This window comes from Telmatospirillum siberiense (genome assembly GCF_002845745.1).
Taxonomy (GTDB): Bacteria; Pseudomonadota; Alphaproteobacteria; order Rhodospirillales; family Magnetospirillaceae; genus Telmatospirillum; species Telmatospirillum siberiense.
Genome location: NZ_PIUM01000007.1, coordinates 151,218 through 172,434, shown reverse-complemented (window position 1 = coordinate 172,434; position 21,217 = coordinate 151,218). Strand labels below are relative to the sequence as shown.

General features: G+C 60.3%; 16 protein-coding genes and 2 riboswitches. Of the genes, 1 reads left to right on the top strand and 15 read right to left on the bottom strand.

Annotation, left to right across the window (positions count from 1 at the left end; all coding sequences use genetic code 11):
- Nucleotides 1-39: 39 nt before the first annotated feature.
- Nucleotides 40-1,059: a nicotinate-nucleotide--dimethylbenzimidazole phosphoribosyltransferase gene (gene cobT / locus CWS72_RS09115; protein ID WP_101250271.1), complete on the bottom strand. Its 1,020-nt coding sequence runs from the start codon at nucleotides 1,057-1,059 to the stop codon at nucleotides 40-42.
- Nucleotides 1,060-1,110: 51 nt separating this feature from the next.
- Nucleotides 1,111-1,298: riboswitch (cobalamin riboswitch) on the bottom strand.
- Nucleotides 1,299-1,381: 83 nt separating this feature from the next.
- A riboswitch (TPP riboswitch) is annotated at nucleotides 1,382-1,506 on the top strand.
- 75 nt (nucleotides 1,507-1,581) lie between these two features.
- Here cobT and thiC point away from each other — a divergent pair.
- The gene (gene thiC, locus CWS72_RS09110; RefSeq protein ID WP_101250270.1) at nucleotides 1,582-3,396 is read left to right on the top strand and encodes a phosphomethylpyrimidine synthase ThiC; all 1,815 of its coding nucleotides are present in this window, start codon (nucleotides 1,582-1,584) and stop codon (nucleotides 3,394-3,396) included.
- 590 nt (nucleotides 3,397-3,986) lie between these two features.
- On the opposite strand, the gene ltrA is transcribed toward thiC, so the two are convergent.
- The 14 genes from ltrA to CWS72_RS28590 form a co-directional block, all read right to left on the bottom strand.
- Nucleotides 3,987-5,321, bottom strand: a complete 1,335-nt coding sequence (ltrA, locus tag CWS72_RS09105) for a group II intron reverse transcriptase/maturase (RefSeq protein ID WP_199175604.1) — start codon at nucleotides 5,319-5,321, stop codon at nucleotides 3,987-3,989.
- Between the two features lie 513 nt (nucleotides 5,322-5,834).
- A complete protein-coding gene (locus tag CWS72_RS09100; RefSeq protein ID WP_241911649.1) occupies nucleotides 5,835-7,145 on the bottom strand; it encodes a methyl-accepting chemotaxis protein in 1,311 nt (436 codons plus the stop codon).
- Nucleotides 7,123-7,647, bottom strand: a complete 525-nt coding sequence (locus CWS72_RS09095) for a PAS domain-containing protein (protein WP_101250267.1) — start codon at nucleotides 7,645-7,647, stop codon at nucleotides 7,123-7,125. The genes CWS72_RS09100 and CWS72_RS09095 overlap by 23 nt, the downstream gene beginning before the upstream one ends.
- A gap of 286 nt (nucleotides 7,648-7,933) precedes the next feature.
- Nucleotides 7,934-9,013, bottom strand: a complete 1,080-nt coding sequence (locus CWS72_RS09090; protein ID WP_101250266.1) for a protein-glutamate methylesterase/protein-glutamine glutaminase — start codon at nucleotides 9,011-9,013, stop codon at nucleotides 7,934-7,936.
- 2 nt (nucleotides 9,014-9,015) lie between these two features.
- Entirely contained in the window at nucleotides 9,016-9,891 is an 876-nt protein-coding gene (locus CWS72_RS09085) for a CheR family methyltransferase (protein ID WP_101250265.1), read from the bottom strand.
- On the bottom strand, nucleotides 9,876-10,370 hold the full coding sequence (locus CWS72_RS09080; protein WP_101250264.1) for a chemotaxis protein CheW: 495 nt from the start codon (nucleotides 10,368-10,370) through the stop codon (nucleotides 9,876-9,878). The genes CWS72_RS09085 and CWS72_RS09080 overlap by 16 nt, the downstream gene beginning before the upstream one ends.
- A gap of 136 nt (nucleotides 10,371-10,506) precedes the next feature.
- A complete protein-coding gene (locus CWS72_RS09075; RefSeq protein WP_101250299.1) occupies nucleotides 10,507-12,738 on the bottom strand; it encodes a methyl-accepting chemotaxis protein in 2,232 nt (743 codons plus the stop codon).
- 41 nt (nucleotides 12,739-12,779) lie between these two features.
- On the bottom strand, nucleotides 12,780-13,232 hold the full coding sequence (locus tag CWS72_RS09070) for a chemotaxis protein CheW (protein WP_101250263.1): 453 nt from the start codon (nucleotides 13,230-13,232) through the stop codon (nucleotides 12,780-12,782).
- 19 nt (nucleotides 13,233-13,251) lie between these two features.
- The gene (locus tag CWS72_RS09065) at nucleotides 13,252-15,315 is read right to left on the bottom strand and encodes a chemotaxis protein CheA (RefSeq protein WP_101250262.1); all 2,064 of its coding nucleotides are present in this window, start codon (nucleotides 15,313-15,315) and stop codon (nucleotides 13,252-13,254) included.
- Entirely contained in the window at nucleotides 15,312-15,680 is a 369-nt protein-coding gene (locus tag CWS72_RS09060) for a response regulator (protein ID WP_101250261.1), read from the bottom strand. Before CWS72_RS09060 ends, CWS72_RS09065 begins: the two co-directional genes overlap by 4 nt.
- A 2-nt stretch (nucleotides 15,681-15,682) precedes the next feature.
- On the bottom strand, nucleotides 15,683-16,000 hold the full coding sequence (locus CWS72_RS09055; RefSeq protein ID WP_101250260.1) for an STAS domain-containing protein: 318 nt from the start codon (nucleotides 15,998-16,000) through the stop codon (nucleotides 15,683-15,685).
- A 59-nt stretch (nucleotides 16,001-16,059) separates the two neighbouring features.
- A complete protein-coding gene (locus CWS72_RS09050) occupies nucleotides 16,060-17,058 on the bottom strand; it encodes an HD-GYP domain-containing protein (RefSeq protein WP_241911652.1) in 999 nt (332 codons plus the stop codon).
- Between the two features lie 532 nt (nucleotides 17,059-17,590).
- On the bottom strand, nucleotides 17,591-18,451 hold the full coding sequence (locus tag CWS72_RS09045; protein WP_101250259.1) for a CheR family methyltransferase: 861 nt from the start codon (nucleotides 18,449-18,451) through the stop codon (nucleotides 17,591-17,593).
- Between the two features lie 27 nt (nucleotides 18,452-18,478).
- Nucleotides 18,479-20,587, bottom strand: coding sequence for a HAMP domain-containing methyl-accepting chemotaxis protein (locus tag CWS72_RS28590; protein ID WP_101250258.1), 2,109 nt, complete (start codon nucleotides 20,585-20,587; stop codon nucleotides 18,479-18,481).
- Nucleotides 20,588-21,217: the final 630 nt, after the last annotated feature.

The window sequence follows — 21,217 nt, the reverse complement described above, 5'->3', positions numbered from 1 at the left end:
TGGATGGCTTCGTTCCTCGCGAACGACGGTGTTTTCCCCTCAGTGCTTGTCGCTGACGCCGGCCTCGGCGAAGGTCGCCATGCCGGTATGGCAGGCGGCGGCGGCGCGGACCAGACCGACCGCCAGAGCCGCCCCCGACCCTTCCCCGAGGCGCATGTCCATGTCGAGCAACGGGCGTTTGCCGAGTTGCGCCACCAGGCGCCGATGGCCGGGCTCGACCGAGGCGTGGGCGACCAGACAATGATCTAGCGCATGGGGATCGGCGGCATGCAGGACGGCGGCGGCGGCGGTGCAGACATAGCCGTCGAGCAGCACGGGAATGCGGCGGTGCCGCGCCGCCAGAACGGCACCGGCCATCGCCGCCAGTTCCCGGCCGCCCAGGCAACGCAGAATCTGCAAGGGATCGTCGGAACGGTTGACCTGGACGCCGCGGCCGACCACGTCGATCTTGATCTTCAGATGCTGGTCGTCGACGCCGGTGCCCCGACCGGTCCAATCGGCGGCGGCACCACCGAACAAACCGTGGGAAATTGCGGCGGCGGACGCCGTATTGCCGATCCCCATCTCACCCAGGATCAACAGATCGACGCCGTCTTCGGCCGCCCGCATGCCGGTCGCCATGGCGGCCACACACTCGGCCTCGCTCATCGCCGGCCCCTTGGTGAAATCGGCCGTCGGCCGGTCGAGATCGAGGGATTCCGCCGCCAGTTCGATGGCGAACGTCTTGCATAGCTGGTTGATGGCCGCCCCGCCATGCTGGTAATTCTGAACCATCTGCACCGTCACCTCGGCCGGAAAGGCCGAGACGCCGAGGGCGGCGACGCCGTGATTGCCGGCGTAAACCCGTGCCCGCACATTCTCAAGACGGGGGGGGTGGCGGCCCTGCCAGGCGCAGAGGAAACGGCTGATTTCCTCAAGACGGCCGAGAGATCCCGCCGGCTTGGTCAATTGCGGCTCGCGCGCGGCCCACAACGCAATCGCCTTCTCGTCGGCGGTGGGCATGGATTGCAAGAGGGCATGAACGGCGGAAAGGGAAGAAACAGGAGCAAAATCTTTCATGTGCGTCCCCTGACATGAAATGTGCGCGCCGGCGTCCGTCCACGACACCCGCTTAATCAACTCCTCAAGGCCGGTCTTCTGGCTCAGGTTCATCCCATCCGCACCCCTTCCCGGCCGAAACCAGTGGGTTCTCTCGTGCGGACAGTCCCCTTCACAGCGTTGGGCACGCGGTGGAGTCACACCACCTTCCCGATTCTCCGCCCGGCGATCCGGACGGCACCTGGAGTCACTTTCGTTGTGGCACGTTTTTGAGGAGTCCTCAAGGGGCCTGGGGCTTTAAACAGCTTCCTTGACAAAACACCCCGGACTTGGCCACCATCGGCCCTGTTCCAAGGGGAGCCTCGCCAAAGAGGCTGAGATACCGCTAGGTCCGGGCAAGACCGGCGCGGAAACCGTTTGAACCTGATCCGGGTCATACCGGCGTAGGGAGAGGAACTGGCGGCCGGGCCCGGCGACGGGACGTCCGCATGCTCCAAACCAGCCCCCGGGTCTCCCAAAAGCCTCGTCCAGGAAGGAGATCCCATGCCAGATTCACATTCGTCCGATAACTTCACCGTCACCACGGGAGGACTGCCGTCGTCCCGCAAAATCCATGTCGCGGGAACGCTGTTTCCCGATATTCGGGTCGCCATGCGGGAAATCGACCTGACGGCATCGGCGAACGAACCGCCTTTCCGCGTCTACGATACCTCGGGCGCCTATACCGACCCTGCCGTCACCACCGATATCCGTCGGGGCCTGACGCCCTTGCGCCAATCCTGGATCGCCGGGCGGGGCGACACCGAAAACTATGAGGGGCGTGCGGAAAAGGCCGAGGACAACGGACTGGCTCCGGGGGAATCGAGCCCCGTGCCGAAGTTCGATCGCGGGACGCGCCAGGTGCTGCGCGGCAAGCCGGGACGCGCGGTGACCCAGATGGCCTATGCGCGGGCCGGCATCGTCACCCCGGAAATGGAATATGTCGCCATCCGCGAAAATCTGGGCCGGGCGAAACTGGCCGGACAGCCCCGCCCCGACGGCCAATCCTTCGGCGCCGACCTGCCTGATTACGTCACGCCGGAATTCGTTCGTGACGAGATCGCCCGCGGCCGCGCCATCATTCCGGCCAACATCAACCATCCGGAAACCGAGCCGATGATCATCGGCCGCAATTTCCTGGTCAAGATCAACGCCAACATCGGCAATTCCGCCGTCACCTCGTCCGTGGCGGAGGAGGCCGAGAAGCTGATCTGGGCGACGCGCTGGGGGTCCGACACGGTGATGGATCTGTCCACCGGCCGGAACATCCACACCATCCGCGAATGGATCATCCGCAATTCGCCGGTTCCCATCGGCACGGTGCCGATCTATCAAGCCCTTGAGAAGGTCGACGGCAAGGCCGAGGACCTGACCTGGGAAATCTTCCGCGACACCCTGATCGAACAGGCCGAACAAGGCGTCGACTATTTCACCATCCATGCCGGCGTCCGGCTGTCCTACATTCCGCTGACCGCCAAGCGGGTTACCGGAATCGTCTCGCGCGGCGGATCGATCATGGCCAAATGGTGCCTGGCCCATCATCGCGAGAACTTCCTCTACGAGCATTTCGAGGACATCTGCGAAATCCTCAAAAGCTACGACATCGCCTTCTCTCTGGGCGACGGCCTGCGCCCCGGCTCCAATGCCGACGCCAACGACGCCGCCCAGTTCGGCGAGTTGGAAACCTTGGGCGAACTGACCAAAATCGCCTGGAAGCATGACGTCCAGGTAATGATCGAAGGCCCCGGCCATGTGCCGATGCATAAGATCAAGGACAATGTCGACAAGCAGTTGGCACTTTGCGGCGAAGCCCCCTTCTATACCCTCGGGCCGCTCGTCACCGACATCGCCCCCGGTTACGACCACATCACCTCGGCCATCGGCGCCGCGATGATCGGCTGGTTCGGCACGGCCATGCTCTGTTACGTGACGCCCAAGGAACATCTGGGACTACCCGACCGCGACGACGTCAAGACCGGCGTGATCACCTATAAAGTGGCCGCCCATGCCGCCGATCTGGCCAAGGGGCATCCCACCGCGCGGTTGCAGGACGACGCGCTCAGCCGGGCCCGCTTCGAGTTCCGCTGGAAGGATCAGTTCAATCTGTCGCTCGATTCCGACACGGCCGAGAAATTCCATGACCAGACCATGCCGGCCGAAGGGGCGAAGCTCGCCCATTTCTGCTCGATGTGCGGACCGAAATTCTGCGCCATGAAGATCTCCCAGGAGGTCCGCGACAACGCCGCGGCCACCGGCATGGCCGAAAAATCGGAGGAATTCATGGCATCGGGGGCGGAAATCTATCTGCCGACCACCTAAACAATTCCCGATCAGTGGCACCGGCGTCCGCGCCCATATGCGCTAGCATAAGCCCCAAATAAGCCCTCTCCCGCGTCAGCGGGAGGGGGGGGAATCGGGCAAGATCCGAAGCGAAAACCAGAGGGAGAACACTGTCTCCCAACGCCTTTCCAGAGAAACACAGATGAACAAGATGAACACGGATGGGCACAGATAAAGAAAAAGCTCATCTGTGCTTATCTGTGTTCATCTTGTTCATCTGTGTTCCCGATAATGGCGCCACGGATCCGGCAAGATGCGGGATGCGGCCCCCCCCTCTCTCCCGCTTGTCCGCGGGAGAGAGGCCTTAAGTTAGCGCCTATGGGCAGGGACGCCGGTGCCACTCGTAGGATGGCTTCGTCTTTGGCTCGCGGACGATTGATTTCTCTCCACCGAAAAAAAGATGCGTGAATCCAATAGAGCGGTTTGCGATCGTATTGAATCATCATTTTTTCCGTCACCCCCGGACTTGATCCGGGGGTCCAATAGGGGGTAGGGAAGGCTTGCGCCTCCCCTCCCTCCGAACCGTGCGTGCGGTTTTCCCGCACACGGCTCTCCAGTCGTTGGTTTCCTCATCGGGAGTGTCTCGCCTGATAATGGGCTGTGGCCAAGGTGAACAGCCCATTATCCGCGAAGAAGGCATTCGTCCATCGTTGATGGTCATCGACGGTTCGTCCGAAGCCGGGCCGCTTCTCCTGCTTCCGCAGAATGGCGCGCAGTCGTCGTCTGATGAAGCCGTCGAGAAGGCGGAACTCGGACGGGACGGCGTCTTGAAAGTAGCCGAACCATCCTCGCAGCATAGGGTTGAGCTCGGCGATGATCTGCCCCAGGCTCAACCCCCGGCTGCGCCCCGTCTTGGCGCGTATTTTGTCCTTGAACGCTTTCCGACTCTTTTTCCGCACAAAACGGCGTCCCGCCTCGAACCGATAGCCGAGGAAGTCAAATCCTTGGCCCGGTTGTCGGCTGTCGACGATCCGTGTTTTGTCTGGATGGAGAGATAGGCCATTGGTGGCGATCCACTTCTCTATGAGACGGTATGCTGCCGTGACCTCTTCTTCCGTCCGACTAAGCACCACGAAGTCGTCTGCATATCTCACCATTCGGTAACCGCTCTCTTCCATCAAGATGTCGAGCGGGTGCAGATAGATGTTGGCCAGCAGCGGAGAGATGACCGCTCCTTGAGGCGTGCCCGTGGTCGGGCGCCACCTTTCCATCTCCTTCAGGATGTCTTGCCGAAGAAAGCTCTCGATCAGGCTAAGAACGCGTCCGTCGCTGATCGAGCCCTCCACCAGGTGCATGAGCCGGTCATGCGGAATCGTCTCGAAGTAGGTCTTCAGGTCGGCGTCGACAACGTAGCCATAGCCTTCCTTCAATAACCGATCGACTTCCCGCAATGCCTCTTTGCAGCTTCGCCCCGGCCGGAAGCCGTAACTACCAGGCCGGAACTGGACTTCAAAGATCGGTTCAATGGTCATTTTGAGCGCCGTTTGCACGATCCGGTCCTTGACCGTCGGAATGCCCAGGGGACGGCTACGTCCGTCTCCTTTGGGTATCTCGACGCGTTTCACCGCCGCAGGCCGATAGCTGTCCGTCTCCAGCTGTTCCTGGAGTTCCTTGAGATACCGATCCTTCTGTGCCGCAAACCGTTCGATGCTTTGCCCATCAACACCCGCCGCCCCCATCCGCCGCTCGACTTTCCGCCAAGCCGCTTCCAGGGTCGTCGGCCGATAGACCTTGTCTATCAGGCTGAACCACTTGCCTCCTTTGACGCCGTTGCCCAGCGCCGACACCATGTGCTCCGACCAAATCGAGGCTTCCACCCACCACCAGTCACGGTGGCTTCCCGCTTCTGTCCCTTGCTTAGCCTCTTCGGCACTCTCGGGACTTCTTTGCCTCGCTTCCGTCATCGCACCTCCAACTTCCTACCTCCCTTCCCTCGGGTCGGTTTTGCTACCCGACCCTCTCACCATATCCGCGGCGTCGGTACTATGAAGGTTCTGACTCCTGCCGACTTCACCTCTCCGGCAGGTCTCTCCGCTTACTCCATCTTGCCGTCCGACCATTCCGATCCCAATCACGTAGGCCGTCCCCTGGTCGCTTTGTCAGTCGCCTTAGCGCCAGCGGTTCTTCCAGGCTTCGCCATAATCCAGCGGGCTCGCCACGGCTCTACGCCGAAACGGATTCGTGCTCCTACGGACTGGTCTTTCGCATCCGGTTGCTCTCCACCCGACCTCACGGCCACGCAGTTACCTTCTGCTACAAAGCTACGACTCACTTCGACAGGGACTTGCACCCTGTTGACAAAATGTCCTCACGGACGCACTGGATTGCCGGGTCAAGCCCGGCAATGACGAAAGGGTAAGTGACCCAACCTGGTCGCAAACCGCTCTAGCCCTAGTGGAAGAGAGGGAGGGCTCCGCTCAGGCCCGGGCGATGCCGACGCAAACCCGGTCGACGAAATTGTCGATGCCGTCGTTCATCGTGACCGTCCGCTCCGCCAGATTCCCCGCCGCCAGCAGAACTTGACCGGCCGCCTCGGTGGCGGTGTCGGCGGTGCCGGCGACGTCGGAAATGGTCCGGGCGACGCTGCGCACACCGGCGGAAACATTGTGAATTGAGCGGCTGATATCGGCCATCGCCGCGCTTTGCTGCGCCGTCGTCGCGGCAATAGCGGTCGATGAGCTGTCGATTTCGTGCACCAGGCCGGCGATCTTGCGGATCGCCGAAACGGCGGTTTCGGTGGCGGTCCGGATCGAATCGATCTGTTCGACGATCTCGCCGGTCGCCCGCGCCGTCTGGTTGGCGAGATTTTTCACCTCGCCGGCCACCACGGCGAAGCCTTTCCCCGCCTCGCCGGCCCGCGCCGCCTCGATGGTCGCGTTCAAGGCCAGCAGATTGGTCTGGTTGGCGATCGCGGTGATCAGGCTGACCACCTCGCCGATATGCTGAGCCGCGTCCAGCAGGCTTTGGATGTCGCTGTCGGTCTGGGAAACCTCGCGCACGGTTTCCTTCGCCTGTTCCGCCGAATGCGACACCCGTTCGGCAATTTCCCTGATCCCGGAGGAAACCTGTTCCGCGGCCGTCGCAACGGTTTCCACGTCGGACGAGGCTTCCTCGGAAATACGGGCGACCTCGGCCGATTTCCTGCTGTTGGTGCTGGCGATCTCGCTCATCTGGCGGGACGTCGCCTCCAATTCGGTGGCGGTCGCCGCCATCGCGTGGCTCGCCGACTTGATGGTCTCGCCGATCCCCGATGCCTCGCCGACAAAGGTGTTCGTCCGTTGTTCCATCGAGGTCAGGGCCTCGTTGATCAGCGAGGCGTGGGACGAAAATTCGCCGGCCAGACCGGACAGCAGGATCTGGCGGAAATACCGGCCGCCGGAAGCGCAAGCCATGGCGGCGTCGGCCTCCTTGGTAAAGGCCTCGGTCAGATCGAGAAGCCGGTTGATATGGATCAGCATCAGGCCGATCCGATCCTGGCTGCGAATGTTCACCACCCGGCGGTCGAGATTGCCTTGCGCCGCGGCGGACAACACGTCGCACGCCTTGTCCAGGCCCCGATCGGACTGGCGGGTCCACAGCAAACCGAGCAACGACACGCCGGCCACCAGAACGGCCAAAACGGCGCCCACGGGCCGACCCCCCGCCGCGGCATCGGCCAGAAGCGCCAGGGCGCCCAGAAAGCCGGCACCCGCGCACCACATGGGCTTAGAGACTGAAGACGAACTCATCGTATGGCTTTCCCAGGCTGCCGAGAAGATCCAACAACATGCGGGTGGAGGCAGTCATACCGTCCTTGCGATCGGCATGCCGCGCCTCCTCGGCCAGCAATTTTTCGTAGAGCCCCGCCGCTTTCTCCACCGCCTCGCGTCGCGGGGAGCGCCGGTTGGAATGATAGCTGATGATCTTGCCTGACGCGTCAAAGGTCGGCGTCACATGGGCAAACACCCAGTATTCGTCGCCATTCTTGGCGCGATTCAAGACATAGGCGAAGATTTCCTTGCCGGATTCGATAGTATCCCAAAGCAGCTTGAAGACGCAGCGCGGCATTTGGGGATGGCGAATGATGCTGTGCGGCTGGCCCAGCAATTCCGCCTCGGTAAAGCCGGAAACCTTCTGAAAGACCTCGTTCGCATAGATGATGCGGCCCTTGAGATCCGTCTTGCTGACAATGATCTCATCCGAGCGGAAAGTTCGCTCCACGCCAGTCAGACCGCCGTCAGCTCTTGCCATCTAAGCCCACCTCAAAAGCGGCACCGTTTTTACGAGGGAATTCCGTATATACCCACAAATTTTATAATGACTATATGCCGCAGCTTCAGCCATCTCGCAAGCGCAAATAATAAGTGATAGGATTATTTTCAAACCCCACCTCTTCAAATTGTTAACGCGACAACTACAGAATGTAAAATTCGCAACAAAAATAATCTTGCCGCCAACGCAATGTAATAGACACCACCACTGTGGCGAAGGAAATTCTGATTATTGAACGTGGGTTAACAAAAACACTACCAAACGGTCAATAACGTCCGACCCGAACAATTTCTGCGGGTAGCGCGCCCAGCGACATCACCTTGCTCGCGGCGCCGAGCGCGATGGCTTCCTTCGGCATTCCGAAGACGACGCAGCTTTCCTCGTCCTGCGCCAAGGTGAGCGCGCCCGTTTGCTGCATTTCAAGCAGGCCTTTCGCCCCGTCGTCACCCATGCCGGTCATGATGATGCCCACGGCATTGGCCCCGGCGGAATGGGCGGCGGAACGGAACAGGACATCGACGGACGGACGGTGGCGCGACACCAGGGGACCATCCTTGACCGCGACGTAATATCTCGCCCCGCTCCTTTGCAACAACATATGGCGGTTCCCCGGCGCGATGAGGACCTGGCCGCGCAACACCGTATCGCCGTCCTCCGCCTCCTTGACCGAAACGGCGCACAGCGAATCGAGCCGGCGGGCGAAGGCCGCCGTGAATTTCTCCGGCATATGCTGAACGATGACGATCCCCGGCACGTCGAGAGGAAGCGCCTCCAGCACCTCGCGCAGCGCCTCGGTTCCACCGGTGGACGCCCCGATGCAGACCACCCGCTCGGTGGTCTTGGCCATGGCGCCCCCCTTGGGGGGCGGCATGATCACATCCGCCGTCAGTTTCGGCTCGGGCGTCCTGAGCCGCGCCACGGACTCGGCACGCCTGCGCAGGCGGGAACCGGCGGCGGCCTTGACCGTGTCGCAAATGCGGACCTGCGCCTCAAGCAGCATCTGCCGGGTATCGACCCTTGGCTTGAGAATCACGTCGACCGCGCCAGCCTCCAGCGCCTGCATCAGTGTCTCGGATCCGTCTTCCACCAGGGAGGAACAGATCACCACCGGAATCGGGTGCTGGCTCATCAATTTGCGGAGGAAGGTAATCCCGTCCATTCGCGGCATTTCGACGTCCAATGTGATGACGTCTGGTGTTTCCTGAGCGATGCGCCGCGCCGCGGCGAATGGATCGGCGGCGGTACCGATCACCTCTATCGCCGGATCGGACGTGAGAATCGCCGCCAGGGTCTGCCGGACCGAGGCCGAATCATCGATGATCAGAACATGTATTTTTTTCGTCATCGTCACGTCCGGGCAAAGATGGAGGGGGCCACGGCACTCACGGGAAGATCGAGCCCCGAGATGGTTTCACTGTGCCCCACAAAAAGATATCCCCCACAGGAAAGATGATCACATAACTTTTTCAATACGGATAATTGAGTAGGTTTGTCGAAATAGATCAGAATATTGCGGCAAAAGATGACATCCATGTCCGTCGCCATGGGATAGGACGGATCCATCAGATTTAAATGACCGAAATGGACGGATCGGCGGACTTCCGGGACCAACCTTATCGTCGGGTCGTCCCGGTTGCGTGAACGCCGCAGATAACGGGCCGCCAGATCCGGCGACACGGCCCGGGCCATTTCCTCCGGATAGACCGCCCGCTTCGCCCTGGCCAGGACATCCGTGCAGATGTCGGTGGCGAAGATTTCGAAACGGAAATCCCGCTGCAGACGGGCCCATTCCAGAAACACCATGGCCAGCGTATAGGGCTCGGCCCCCGTCGAACAGGCCGCGCTCCAAACCTTCATGGGGCGATCCCGGCCGGGGCGATGCGGCAACTGCGTCAGGGCCTGTATCCCACTGGAAGAGAGAAACCGAAAATGCTGCTCTTCGCGAAAGAAATCCGTCTTGTTGGTGGTGATCGCATCGATGAGATTGACCAGTTCCTCGTCCAGCGCGCCGTCATCGAAAATGTGGCGGCAGTATTCGTGGACGCTGGGCAGATTGAGAGCGCGGGCCCGCTTGCGCAACCGCCCCTCGACCATCGTGCGCTTGGCCGGGGGCATGCGGATGCCGCAATGGTTCTGGATGATATCGGCCAGCCGGGTGAAGTCCTGCTGACTGAGCCTGTCATCGGGGGAAACCAGGGATGCCCCCTTCACGATGGTTCGCATGACTGTTCCAGCAGGGCCACGTCCGTCGAGGAGAACAGTCGCGAGAGGTCGAAGATGATCACGAACGACCCGTTCGAACGGCCGATGGCGCGGATATAGTCGGATTTCCAGCGAACCCCGACGTCGGGGGGCGGCTCCAGCGTCTGTTCCGTCAGCGCCGTCACCTCGATCACCCGGTCGGCGATGATTCCCATGGTCCGGGGCCGGCCATCGATGGACACGTCGAGAACCACGATCCGGGTTGTTTCCGTGACCGGAATCATCGGCAACCCCAGCTTCCCCCGCAGATCGATGGTCGGCACGCTCAACCCGCGAACGTCGATCATGCCGACCATGAAAGACGGCGCCTGAGGCAGGCGCGTGATGGGCTGCATATTCAGAATTTCGCGCACATCTTCGACGGCGACCGCGAAAATCTCGCGGTCGATGCCGATGGTGACATATTGCGACGGCTCGCGTGTGACGGCGGTTTCGGTCATTGGCTGTCCACCGGATCTTCCGGGCTTGTCGCGAGATGGTCGCTCCAAACCCTAAGGTTTCAGATGATGCCTGCGCTCCGCCTCGGCGGGCTTGAGGCCGTGACGAATCGGGAGCGGCAAACCGCCCCCGGTTCGGTCAGAACTTCGTATATTCGGCATCGAGGCCGTCGGCGTCGTCCCCTCTTTCCAGATTGAGCGTCACCCCGCGCTCCCCTCCACCGGGCCGGGCCTCCTTCGACGACGTTTTTGCCGGGGCGCCGTCGCGCCTGGCCTTGGCCGGGGGCAGATGCGAAATGGCCGGAACCGTGCGAGGAACCAAGGCGGTGCCGGCTCGGGCGCGCGTGTGGCCATGACCATCCGGCTGCGCATCGAGCCGGAAATAGCCGATCGTGTCCTGCAACTGCTCGGCCAGGGCCGACAATTCCTCCGACGTCGACGCCATTTCCTCCGACGCGCCGGCATTTTGCTGGGTGACCTTGTCCAATTGCGAAATGGCCTGATTGATCTGTTCGGCACCGATGTCCTGTTCCCGGCAAGCGGCGCTGATTTCCTCGACCAATTCGGCCGTCTTCTTGATGTCGGGCACCAATCGGGCCAGCATTTGCCCTGCTTCCAGGGCGATCTTGCTGGTCTCCACGGACAATGTGCTGATTTCGGTGGCCGCCCCCTGGCTGCGCTCGGCCAGCTTGCGGACCTCCGACGCCACCACGGCGAAACCCCTGCCATGTTCGCCGGCGCGGGCCGCCTCGACCGCCGCATTGAGCGCCAGAAGATCGGTCTGCCGGGCGATTTCCTGAACGATGCCGATCTTCTGGGCGATGGTCTGCATGGCGTCGACCGCCCGATTGACCGCCTCGCCCGAACTTTGCGCGTCGGCCGACGACTGTCGGGCGATTTTTTCGGTTTGCGTGGCGTTTTCGGCGTTCTGCTTGATATTGGCGGCCATCTCCTCGATGGAGGCCGAGGCCTGTTCGGTCGCCGCCGCCTGTTCGGTCGCCCCTTGCGACAACTGTTCCGAGCCGGCGGACAGTTCCTGGCTGCCGGCCGCCACGTTGTTGGCGGCGGAGCTGGCATCGATGACGACCGAGCGCAGTCTCTCCAGCATGGTTTCCAAGGCGATGCCGAAGGTATCCTTGTCCGACAGGCGCGAGGTCTTGACCGTCAGATTGCCCTGGGCGATCTCACTGGCGATGTTGGCGGAATTCCTCAGGGTGGCCGTCATGTTGTTCAGGGCGGTGACGAGATCCCTGATTTCATCGTTGGAGGAAATCTGCACATCCTGACTGAGATCGCCGACGGCGACGGCATTGGCCAGGGCGACCGTCTTGCCGAGCCCGCGCGCCACGCTCACCGCGATATAGGCACCGGCGCCGATGCCGATGACCAGAGACAGGATAACCGCCGCGAACATCAGCGTGCGGATCGATGCGTAGGTTTGTTCCGCCTGCTGCTTGTCCGCCGCCATCTGCTTTTGCGCCGCGGAGACCAGCTCCTCGGCCGATTGGGCAAGCTTGGTCGCGGCCGCCCTGACTTCGCCGATGGAAAGGGCCAGGGCCTTGATTTCCGTGTTCCGGCGAGCCTGGACGACGACCTCGTCGGCCAGCTTTTCCCACGTGCGGTATTTATCGAGGAATACGGCCCAGGCGCGAATATCCTCGTCCACGGTCAAGCGCGCGCGGATGGACTCCTGCAAGCCATGGATCCTGTCGATGACGGCCGGCAGCGGTTTCAGCGCCGCTTCGGTCGAAGCGTCGTCAGAGGCCATGATTCCATTGCGGATGACCACATGCATTTGGCCGATCTGCGTGGTCAGCAGACGGATCTCCGCAGCCACGCGAACCTGGGCGGGCGTCGGATTCGCGCCGTTCTCCACCCGGTCCAGCAGCGGCTTCAAGGCGTCCAAGGCCGCGTTCGTCGTCTCGCTTCCCGCCCCGGTCAGCATGTCCCCCGCCTTGCCGTTGGAATGGATGCGGCCCAGGGCGCGAACCTTGTCCTCGGCGGCGGTGAATTCGCCGAAAGCGGATTCAATCACCGGCAGGAGCTTCAGTCCCTGCTCGCCCGCGACCTTCCGATAGTCCTCGATAATCCCCTTGAAGGCCTCGCGGTTGGTCAGCATGGACTTGTCGAATTTGTCGAGATCGGCAGGGTCGCTGGACAACAGGAAGTTCTTCTCTTCCCGCTGGATCAGGAAAATCGTCCTCGGCATCAGCTCCGAAATCCTGACCCTTTCCACCGAAAGACGCGTCAGTTCATCGATCTTGCCGTTGAGATCCGCCAAACCATTGATGGCGATGACGGCGGAAATGGCCGACAGGACGATCAGAAGTCCGAAGGCCAGGGCCATTTTCAGTTTGATGGTAATTCTCATGACGGTTCCCCCACTGCGCAGACGTCTTGTCTGACGGCCCTTCAATCCCCGGAAAAGATGCGAACGATGTCCGGAATGACGATGAAGTCGTTGCCGCGTTTGCCAATTCCCTTGATGAACTCGGGACGCCACCGCATGCCGATATCGGGGGTGTCCTCGATGGAGGCGCCGCCGATATTGGTGACTTCATAAACCTTGTCGGCCAGCAGACCGATCACCGCGGGTTCGCCGTTCAAGGGGATCTCGACCACGACGATCCGGCTGTCGATGGATGGCGGCGTCCGCTCCATGTCGAACTTGAACCGGAGATCCGTAAGCGGCACGACTTTGCCGCGCACATTGATCAGGGCGCCGACGAAAGGACGGGCGCCGGGCACCTCGGTCTGCGGAATCATGTCGAGGATCTCGAGGACGCAGTTGGCGTCGATGGCGAAGATTTCGCCGCCAAGCCCCAATGTCAGCGCCTCGAAGGATTGGTTATCGTTGGCTGCCATGACTTTCCGCTTCCCTTCCTCACGACGCGTCGCGTTGCGCCTCGAAAGACTGCCCGAAGGCGACCAGATGGCCGATGTCGAAGATCAGCGCGACCGTCCCGTCGCCCAGAATGCTGGCGCCGGAGAAGTTCTCGACGTCGGCATGCAGTTTGGACAAGGATTTGATGACGGTCTGGTGATCGCCCAGAACCTGGTCGACGACCAATCCGACGCGGCGATCCCCGGTCGAGATGATCACCACTTTCGGATAGGGCGCCGGCGCATCCCGGGTGCCGAAGAGTTCGCGCAGGCGAATGAATGGGACCAGGGCCCCCCGGATATTGAGGAAATTGCGCCCGGTGTTGCGCTGATCCTCTTCCTGCGACAGCTCGACGCACTCTTCGACGGCGGACAAGGGAATGACGTAGCGTCCCGCGCCAACCCGGACCAGCAGGCCGTCGATAATGGCCAGCGTCAAGGGTAGCCCGAGGGTGATGACGGTCCCGGCCCCCGGCGTCGAGGCGATATCGATGGTTCCCCGCAGGGAATCGATGGCCCGTTTGACCACATCCATGCCGACGCCGCGCCCGGAAAGGTTCGTGACGGCCGCCGCGGTGGAAAATCCGGGGTGCAGGATCAGTTGGAAAAGTTCGGAATCCGAAATCTTGGCGCCGGGCTGGATCAACTCCTGCTGTTCGGCCTTGGCACGGATGCGGTCGCGGTCGAGCCCCCGGCCATCGTCGCGAATGGAGATCTGGACCTGCGTCCCGGCATGCCGGGCCGACAGGTGAATCTCGCCTTGCGACGCCTTGCCGGATGCCTGCCGGACCTGCGGCTGTTCCAAACCGTGATCCAGACTGTTGCGGATGATATGGATCAAGGGATCGTTAAGCCGCTCGATCATCGTCTTGTCGAGTTCGGTCTCCTCGCCCGACATGGTCAGCGCCACATCCTTGCCCAATTCCTGGGACAGGTCACGCACCAGACGCCGGAAGCGGCTGAACAACGACCCGATGGGAACCATCCGGATGCCCATGGTGGTATCGCGCAAGCTGTTCGACAGACGCTCGATTTCCTCGGTCACCGACTTGATCTGCAGATCCTGGCTGGCGGACACCAGTTGCTTCAGACGGGCGTGCGCGATGACAAGCTCGCCGACCTGGTCCATGAGGTCGTCCAGCCGCTCCGCCGGAACGCGAATGGAATTGGCCGTCTTGGCCTGCTCGGATTCAGCGCGGATATGTTTTTGCTCGGCCAGAGCGGAGTGCAGACGCTCCTCGGAAATATTGCCGCTCTTCACCAGCAACTGCCCGATCTTCGGCTGCTCCGCGGCGACGGCGTTCACCTGTTCACCGTCGATCTCTCCCCGGGCGACGAGAATTTCGCCAATCCGTTCGGATTGGGGATCCACCGGCTCGATCGTCAAATCGGTGTCGTCGAGGACGAAAATGAAAACATCCTCGATCACCGTGCGCGGCTGGCTGGTGGTCAGGATCACATCCCACGCGACATAGCAGCGGAAGGGATCCATCTCCTCGATCGGGGGCAAGGCTTCGGTCAAGGCGACCACCGTCGCCGTGCCCAGACTGCGGAGTTCGTCCAGCAACAAGGACGACTTCGTACCGCGCTCCAGGGCATCGGCGGCGAGCCGGAAGCGAATGCGCCAGGTGACCTCGCCACCGGCTTCGGGTCCGCCCTTGACGTCTTTGGAAACCGAGGCGGTTTCCACCGTACCGATTTGCTGGGCCACCAGGCCGAGCAGACGTTCCCCCTCCGTCTTGTCCGCCGACTCGGGCGATTCGATCAGTGCCCGGATATGGTCCTTGGACGCCAGGGCGACGCCGATCAAACTCGAATTCAGGGCAAGCTGGCCCTTGCGCACCTGATCGAAGGCGTTTTCCAGGTGATGGGTGAACGCCGCCGCAGCCTCGAAGCCGAACATCGCTCCCGATCCCTTGAGGGTATGCAAGGCGCGAAAAGCGGCGTCGAGCAGGTCGCGATCGTCAGGACGCTCCTCCAGGCTGAGCAGCGTCGTCTCCAGCTCGGCCAGCAACTCGACCGATTCGTCCCGGAAGGTTTGCGCCGGATCGCTGCGCCCGTTCATGATCCAAGCACCTTGCGGACCACACCAAGCAATTGATCCTGCTGGAAAGGCTTGACGATCCAGCCGGTGGCGCCGGCGGTCTTCGCCTCATTTTTTTTTGCGGGATCCGATTCGGTGGTCAGGAAAATGATGGGAAGGCCCCGAAAGGCCTGCATGCCGCGCAATTCGCGGATCAACGCCAAGCCATCCATGTTCGGCATATTGAGATCGGTGAGAACCATATCGATCCCGCCAACCTTCGCCTTGTCGAGCGCCTCCTTGCCGTCGGCGGCCTCGACGACCTGGTAGCCGGCCGCCATCAGGGTCAATTTGATCATCTGACGCATGCTGGCCGAGTCGTCGACACTGAGAATCGTTTTCGGCATGGCTAAACTCCACCAGTCCAGAACGCGTCATTGGGGAGGGGCGTCTCCGACAAAAAGCCGTCCCGCCGCAAAGCGCTCAGCAACGCCTCCCCGACGGGTCGCTTCAGGGCGAAGGGCAGGCCGCGGCGCATCGCGCTCAACCGTGCGGCCAGCAATAGCTGGATGAAGCTGAGATCGATGTTGACGGCGCCGGCGCAATCCACCACGACGGGACGCCCATTGGTCAAAGCCTTGCAGAGACGGTCATGAATATCTGCTGAACAGACGAAAGAAACGTCTCCAGAGATATCTACTTCCATGTAATTTTCGTCAGCTTCCATGAAGAACCCCGCGAATATTACAAATAACAGCAGATAATAATTTCCACTAAACGCAGATATTAATTAATAAAATTATCGACATGCGCACAGAATACAACTTTTATTTCGTCAGATGCCGACATGAATGCCTCCACGCAGGCAGAGTCGAAATGTGTTCCCTGGTTGTCGCTGAGATAAGAGCACGCCTCCTCAAATGACCACGCCGGCTTATAAGGACGGACCGTCGTCAAGGCGTCGAACACGTCAGCCACCGCAACGATGCGGCCGGCCAAAGGAATATCCATCCCCTGCAATCCTCGCGGATAACCGCTGCCGTCGAATTTTTCGTGGTGCGTGAGCGCAATCTCGCAAGCAAGTTGCAAAAGCGGCGACTTGCTGCCGGAGAGAATGGCTCCGCCATGCTGGGCATGCCCCTGCATGACACTCCACTCCTCGGGGGTCAACTTGCCGGGCTTGCGCAGAATGCTGTCGGGAATGGCTACCTTGCCGACGTCGTGCAATGGACTGGCGGACTCGATCATCATCGTTTGTTCGGGCGGAAGGCCGAGCGCCACCGAGATCAATCGCGAATAGCTTGACATCCGCGCCAAATGGTTCCCCGTCTCCGGATCCCGGTGTTCGGCGGAACGCGCCAGAAACAGCAATGCCTCCCGTTCATTCTCGACCAGGGCGGCAGTCGCCCGCGCCACTTCCCCAGCCAGCCAAACCGACTGATTGGCGAGGATCTTGTGCGCCCGGTAGGATTCCAAGGCATTGCCCGTCCGGGCAATGAACTCGACGGGATCCACCGGCTTGGTCAGGAAGTCGGTGACGCCGAGTTGCAGCGCCATATAGCGCACCTCCCGCAGATCGGAAGACGTGACCATGATGATGGGCACGCTCTTGCAGACCGGATCCTTCCGAAAAGCCTTGATGAAAGCGAGCCCGTCTGGAGGCGGCATCATGTAATCGACCACCACCAGATCAGCCGGATTCCGCTCCAGCCAGGACAACGCGGCAAGGGAACTCAGGAAAGCGACCGCTTCGGCGCCCCGCAATTCGGAAACCAGGTCGGACATGTAGGACAGGGCACTCTTGCTATCATCGACAATGACAACCGTCAGGAGAGCCTGCTGGAGCGGGCCATCGGAGGAAGGAAAGGAAGAAAACGCACCGACAGCCACGATGACACTCTGGGTTTAATTTTATTGCTAGTTTTTTACCATAAACATCAAAAACCTTCAATCCACAACCAGCACATCGAAAATGTAAACGAGGTGTCTTCAAAAAAAATCCACCTGCTCATAAAATAAAAATACATTGATAAACATCGTGCATTCCAAATGAAAAAGATAATTTTTGATATTTAAAATATAAATACCACCATATCAAAAAACGATTATTTTTATTGAAGTGCGTTATATCAATTGAAGGAATATACAGAATCTAAATTGCGTAATTACGCACGATTAATCTCACAGAACATCATGCCATTAATTTTTATCCACCTTTGCCACCGCCACATCGGTTTTTACGAGCACACGCCAATTGCGAAAAAGGTTTAATCCATTCGTATGGGACTCGAAAAATGACTCCTCCCCGCCGCGCCTCTCAGCGTTTCTGAAAAACGGAACTGGCAACCGGTCGCAGGGGCAGGGTAAAGCCGGCCATGCTTTCCGTATGACCGACGAACAGATACCCGCCGGGCTTGAGATGGCCGACCAGCCTCCTCACCACGGCCTCCTGAGTGGGCCGGTCGAAATAGATCAGAATGTTCCGGCAGAAGATGACGTCCATGTCCTTATCGACGGGATAACTGTCGTCCATCAGATTAAGCCGGCCAAAGGACACCTTGCCTCTGAGGGCGGGGGAGATCCGGACCAGGGAGCGGTCCTTGTCGCGTGAACGTCGCAGACAACTCCGGCGCAACGCATCCGGAATCGGCGCGATCATGGTCTCCGGATAGATCGCCTCCCTGGCTATCGCCAAGACCTCGGTACAAATGTCCGTGGCCAGGACGGAAAAGCGGAAACCGCGGATTTGCCGGCCGAATTCCTCAAGCATCATGGCAAGGCTGTAAGGCTCGGCGCCCGTCGAGCAGGCGGCGCTCCACACCTTCAAGGGCACATCGATGCCGATTCGAATGTCGCCGCCCGCCAATTGCGGCAAGACATGGTCGGCCAGAAATTGGAAATGGGGAATTTCCCGAAAGAAATCCGTCTTGTTGGTGGTCACCGCGTCGATCAGATTGATCGCCTCGCCCACCATGCCCCCGTCCTCGAACAGGGTGCGGCAATACTCGCTCAAACTCTCCAGCCCGAGCGCCCGCGCCCGCTTCCGCAGGCGTCCCTCCACCATGGTCCTCTTGTTGGAGGACATCTTGATGCCGCTGTAATTCTCGATAAACGATGCCAGCCGCCGAAAATCGGACGTACTCAGACGATCGATCCCCGAACCCGTCGACCCGCTCATGCCATTTCCCCACGCCACAACGCGATATCAGAACTGTTCGAACTCGGCATCCCGCGAATCCGCGGGCGCGCCCTGTTTCAGATCGAGGGCAAACCCCTCCCGCGCGGGGCGCTTCCCCCCCATGGCGATGGCATTGCTCGCCGCCGGCCGCCGCGAACGGACTTTCGCGGCGCCGTCGCCGCCCGCCGATAAATGCGGAATCGCATGGGAGCGGGGATTCTTCTGCGGCACCGAAACGGCACGCTCCCCCCCCCGTTCATCGGTCTGGAAGAATCCGACAACCGAGAGCATCTGATCGGCCTGAGCGGCGAGCTCTTCGGAGGTGGCCGACATCTGGTCCGAAGCGCTGGCGTTCTGCTGCGTCACCTTGTCGAGCTGCTGAATCGCCTGATTGATCTGTTCCGCCCCGATGTTCTGTTCGCGGCAGGCCGCCGAAATCTCCTCGACCAAGGTCGCCGTCTTCTGGATGTCCGGCACCAGCCTGCTCAGCATGTCCCCCGCATCCTGGGCGGCCTTCACCGTGTTCGACGACAAGGCGCCGATCTCGCTGGCCGCCGCCTGACTGCGCTCGGCCAGCTTGCGCACCTCGGAAGCGACCACGGCGAAGCCTTTGCCATGTTCGCCGGCACGCGCCGCCTCCACGGCGGCGTTCAACGCCAGAAGATCGGTCTGCCGGGCGATTTCCTGGACGATCAGGATCTTCTCGGCGATGATCCGCATGGCATCAACCGCATGAGAGACGGCTTCACCGCTGATCTGGGCATCCTTCGACGACTGCCGGGCGATCTTTTCCGTCTGCGAGGCGTTATCGGCATTCTGCCGGATGTTCGCCGCCATCTGCTCGACCGAGGCCGAGGCCTCCTCCGTCGAGGCGGCCTGCTCGGTCGCCCCCTGGCTCATCTGTTCCGCGCTGGCCGACAACTGCTGGCTGCCCGACGAAACATTGTCCGCAGCCGACATCACCTCGCCCACCACCGAACGCAGGCGTCCCACCATATCGTTCAAATGGTTCAGGAGATCGCCGATCTCATCGTTCGCCGTCTTCGTGACCGTGCGCGACAGATCGCCGCCGGCGACGGCCTCCGCCAACCCTCTGGCTTGGGAGAGGCCGCGATTGAGATTGATCAGCACCCAGACGGCGGCGACCACGGCCACCAGCAGGGAGACCACGACAACGACGGCCAAACTCGTCCTGGTCTGTTGATACAAGACATCGGCCGCGGCTTTTGCATCCGCCATTCGCCTGATATTGAGGGCGATCAGATCATCGAAGATCGCATCGGCCTCCTGTCGCGCCTGCTGCCCACTGTTGGCGGACAAATCCATCGCGAAATTATTTCCGTTCTCCTTGGCGATCGACACGACGTCTGAATGTATTTTCACCCATTTTTCAAGAGCATCAGAATGGTTATCTATATATTTTTTGTCATCATCACCAACAATCTGCCGCAACTGATCCCTCATCCGCTTGGCATCTGTGATTTCGCCGTTTGACAGCTCGGCATACACGTCCATCTCTTTGACGGAATCTTGCAGAATCAGGGTTTTTTCGTCTTTGTATGCCTCGGTCAATTTCAGGAGGATGCCACCGCTCAGACCGATGACTTTCCCGCGATCGACCGAAGGGGGCATCTTGTCGACACGCCCCTGGAGTTCCCGCAGCGGCTCGCCCGCCGCCCGAAAGGCCGGAAGCGATTGACTGTGAGACATGTCGCGCGCCCGGACGGTCGAGTTGAGGTGGGCAAACTGCCTGACCTTGTCTTGGATGGCGAAATAACGATCCAACACCGTATTGAGGACCGCCAGCTTGGCCTTCCCCTCTTCCGAGGCATTGGCAACCACAAATTCGCGTTTTTGGCGCAGGGCTTCCCGCGCTTTCAGGATCTCGGCGTCATAGCGGTCCATTCCGGCGTCCGTGTTATCCAGGATCATGTTTTTTTCGGCCCGCGCCATCGTCAGCAGGTCGATTTTCATGCCGGAGGTCACCTCAATGCGCTTGGCCAGGACATCGACCAGATTGTCCAGCCGTTCGTTGATCGAGGCCAGGCTGTTGCCACCCATGATGGCTCCCGCCGAGGACAGAACGATGACAACGCCAAACGCGAGGCCGAGTTTCAGTTTGACCGAGATACGCATGTTCCGCTTCCCTTATGATCGCTCTTCGGAACGCCAGCGGCGTCACTGCGAAGAGAGGATATGGCCCCGGATGAACCGGCCGGCCTTTGGCCCCGGGTCCGCCTGAACGAGGAGAATCCGAGCGGTGGACCTCACGCTTCTTCTGATCGTCGGATTCGGTGGAGGGAACGGGATACACCCCTTCATGCCTCGCGGATGCTGAGCCGGAACGTCCGTCCGAGGCATGTCGAGATCAGCAACGATCTTCTGGACGGATGACGCGAGCCTCACCAAGTCGCGACCGCCACCTAACATCTCTACAATCTCGGCATTATTTATAGTCATATTCACAGGATATTTTTTTAAAACGACATTATCAATACGGATAAAACTGAATAACAGAGAATCATCAAGCAATGTTAAACGGTTAACATTGCTTGATGTAATACCAAAGTATGGTTATTTACTGATTACAGTCACAATTAGTACGAATTATATATGATTTTTTATATATTTATTTCTCCTTTTTTTGAATTAAACGACCGCCAAAAAATCAGAGATGTAGTTCTTTTAGTTGATTTTTTATGCAAAAGATATCCAATATGTTGATATATTGCATATCCTGATATGCATATGAAAAGGGGCTAATAC

Bases quoted from the DNA above. Each gene is read 5' to 3' on its own strand.
- cobT (WP_101250271.1), bottom strand. From the start codon at position 1,059: ATGAAAGATTTTGCTCCTGTTTCTTCCCTTTCCGCCGTTCATGCCCTC.
- thiC (WP_101250270.1), top strand. From the start codon at position 1,582: ATGCCAGATTCACATTCGTCCGATAACTTCACCGTCACCACGGGAGGA.
- ltrA (WP_199175604.1), bottom strand. From the start codon at position 5,321: ATGACGGAAGCGAGGCAAAGAAGTCCCGAGAGTGCCGAAGAGGCTAAG.
- CWS72_RS09100 (WP_241911649.1), bottom strand. From the start codon at position 7,145: ATGAGTTCGTCTTCAGTCTCTAAGCCCATGTGGTGCGCGGGTGCCGGC.
- CWS72_RS09095 (WP_101250267.1), bottom strand. From the start codon at position 7,647: ATGGCAAGAGCTGACGGCGGTCTGACTGGCGTGGAGCGAACTTTCCGC.
- CWS72_RS09090 (WP_101250266.1), bottom strand. From the start codon at position 9,013: ATGACGAAAAAAATACATGTTCTGATCATCGATGATTCGGCCTCGGTC.
- CWS72_RS09085 (WP_101250265.1), bottom strand. From the start codon at position 9,891: ATGCGAACCATCGTGAAGGGGGCATCCCTGGTTTCCCCCGATGACAGG.
- CWS72_RS09080 (WP_101250264.1), bottom strand. From the start codon at position 10,370: ATGACCGAAACCGCCGTCACACGCGAGCCGTCGCAATATGTCACCATC.
- CWS72_RS09075 (WP_101250299.1), bottom strand. From the start codon at position 12,738: ATGAGAATTACCATCAAACTGAAAATGGCCCTGGCCTTCGGACTTCTG.
- CWS72_RS09070 (WP_101250263.1), bottom strand. From the start codon at position 13,232: ATGGCAGCCAACGATAACCAATCCTTCGAGGCGCTGACATTGGGGCTT.
- CWS72_RS09065 (WP_101250262.1), bottom strand. From the start codon at position 15,315: ATGAACGGGCGCAGCGATCCGGCGCAAACCTTCCGGGACGAATCGGTC.
- CWS72_RS09060 (WP_101250261.1), bottom strand. From the start codon at position 15,680: ATGCCGAAAACGATTCTCAGTGTCGACGACTCGGCCAGCATGCGTCAG.
- CWS72_RS09055 (WP_101250260.1), bottom strand. From the start codon at position 16,000: ATGGAAGCTGACGAAAATTACATGGAAGTAGATATCTCTGGAGACGTT.
- CWS72_RS09050 (WP_241911652.1), bottom strand. From the start codon at position 17,058: ATGTCCGACCTGGTTTCCGAATTGCGGGGCGCCGAAGCGGTCGCTTTC.
- CWS72_RS09045 (WP_101250259.1), bottom strand. From the start codon at position 18,451: ATGAGCGGGTCGACGGGTTCGGGGATCGATCGTCTGAGTACGTCCGAT.
- CWS72_RS28590 (WP_101250258.1), bottom strand. From the start codon at position 20,587: ATGCGTATCTCGGTCAAACTGAAACTCGGCCTCGCGTTTGGCGTTGTC.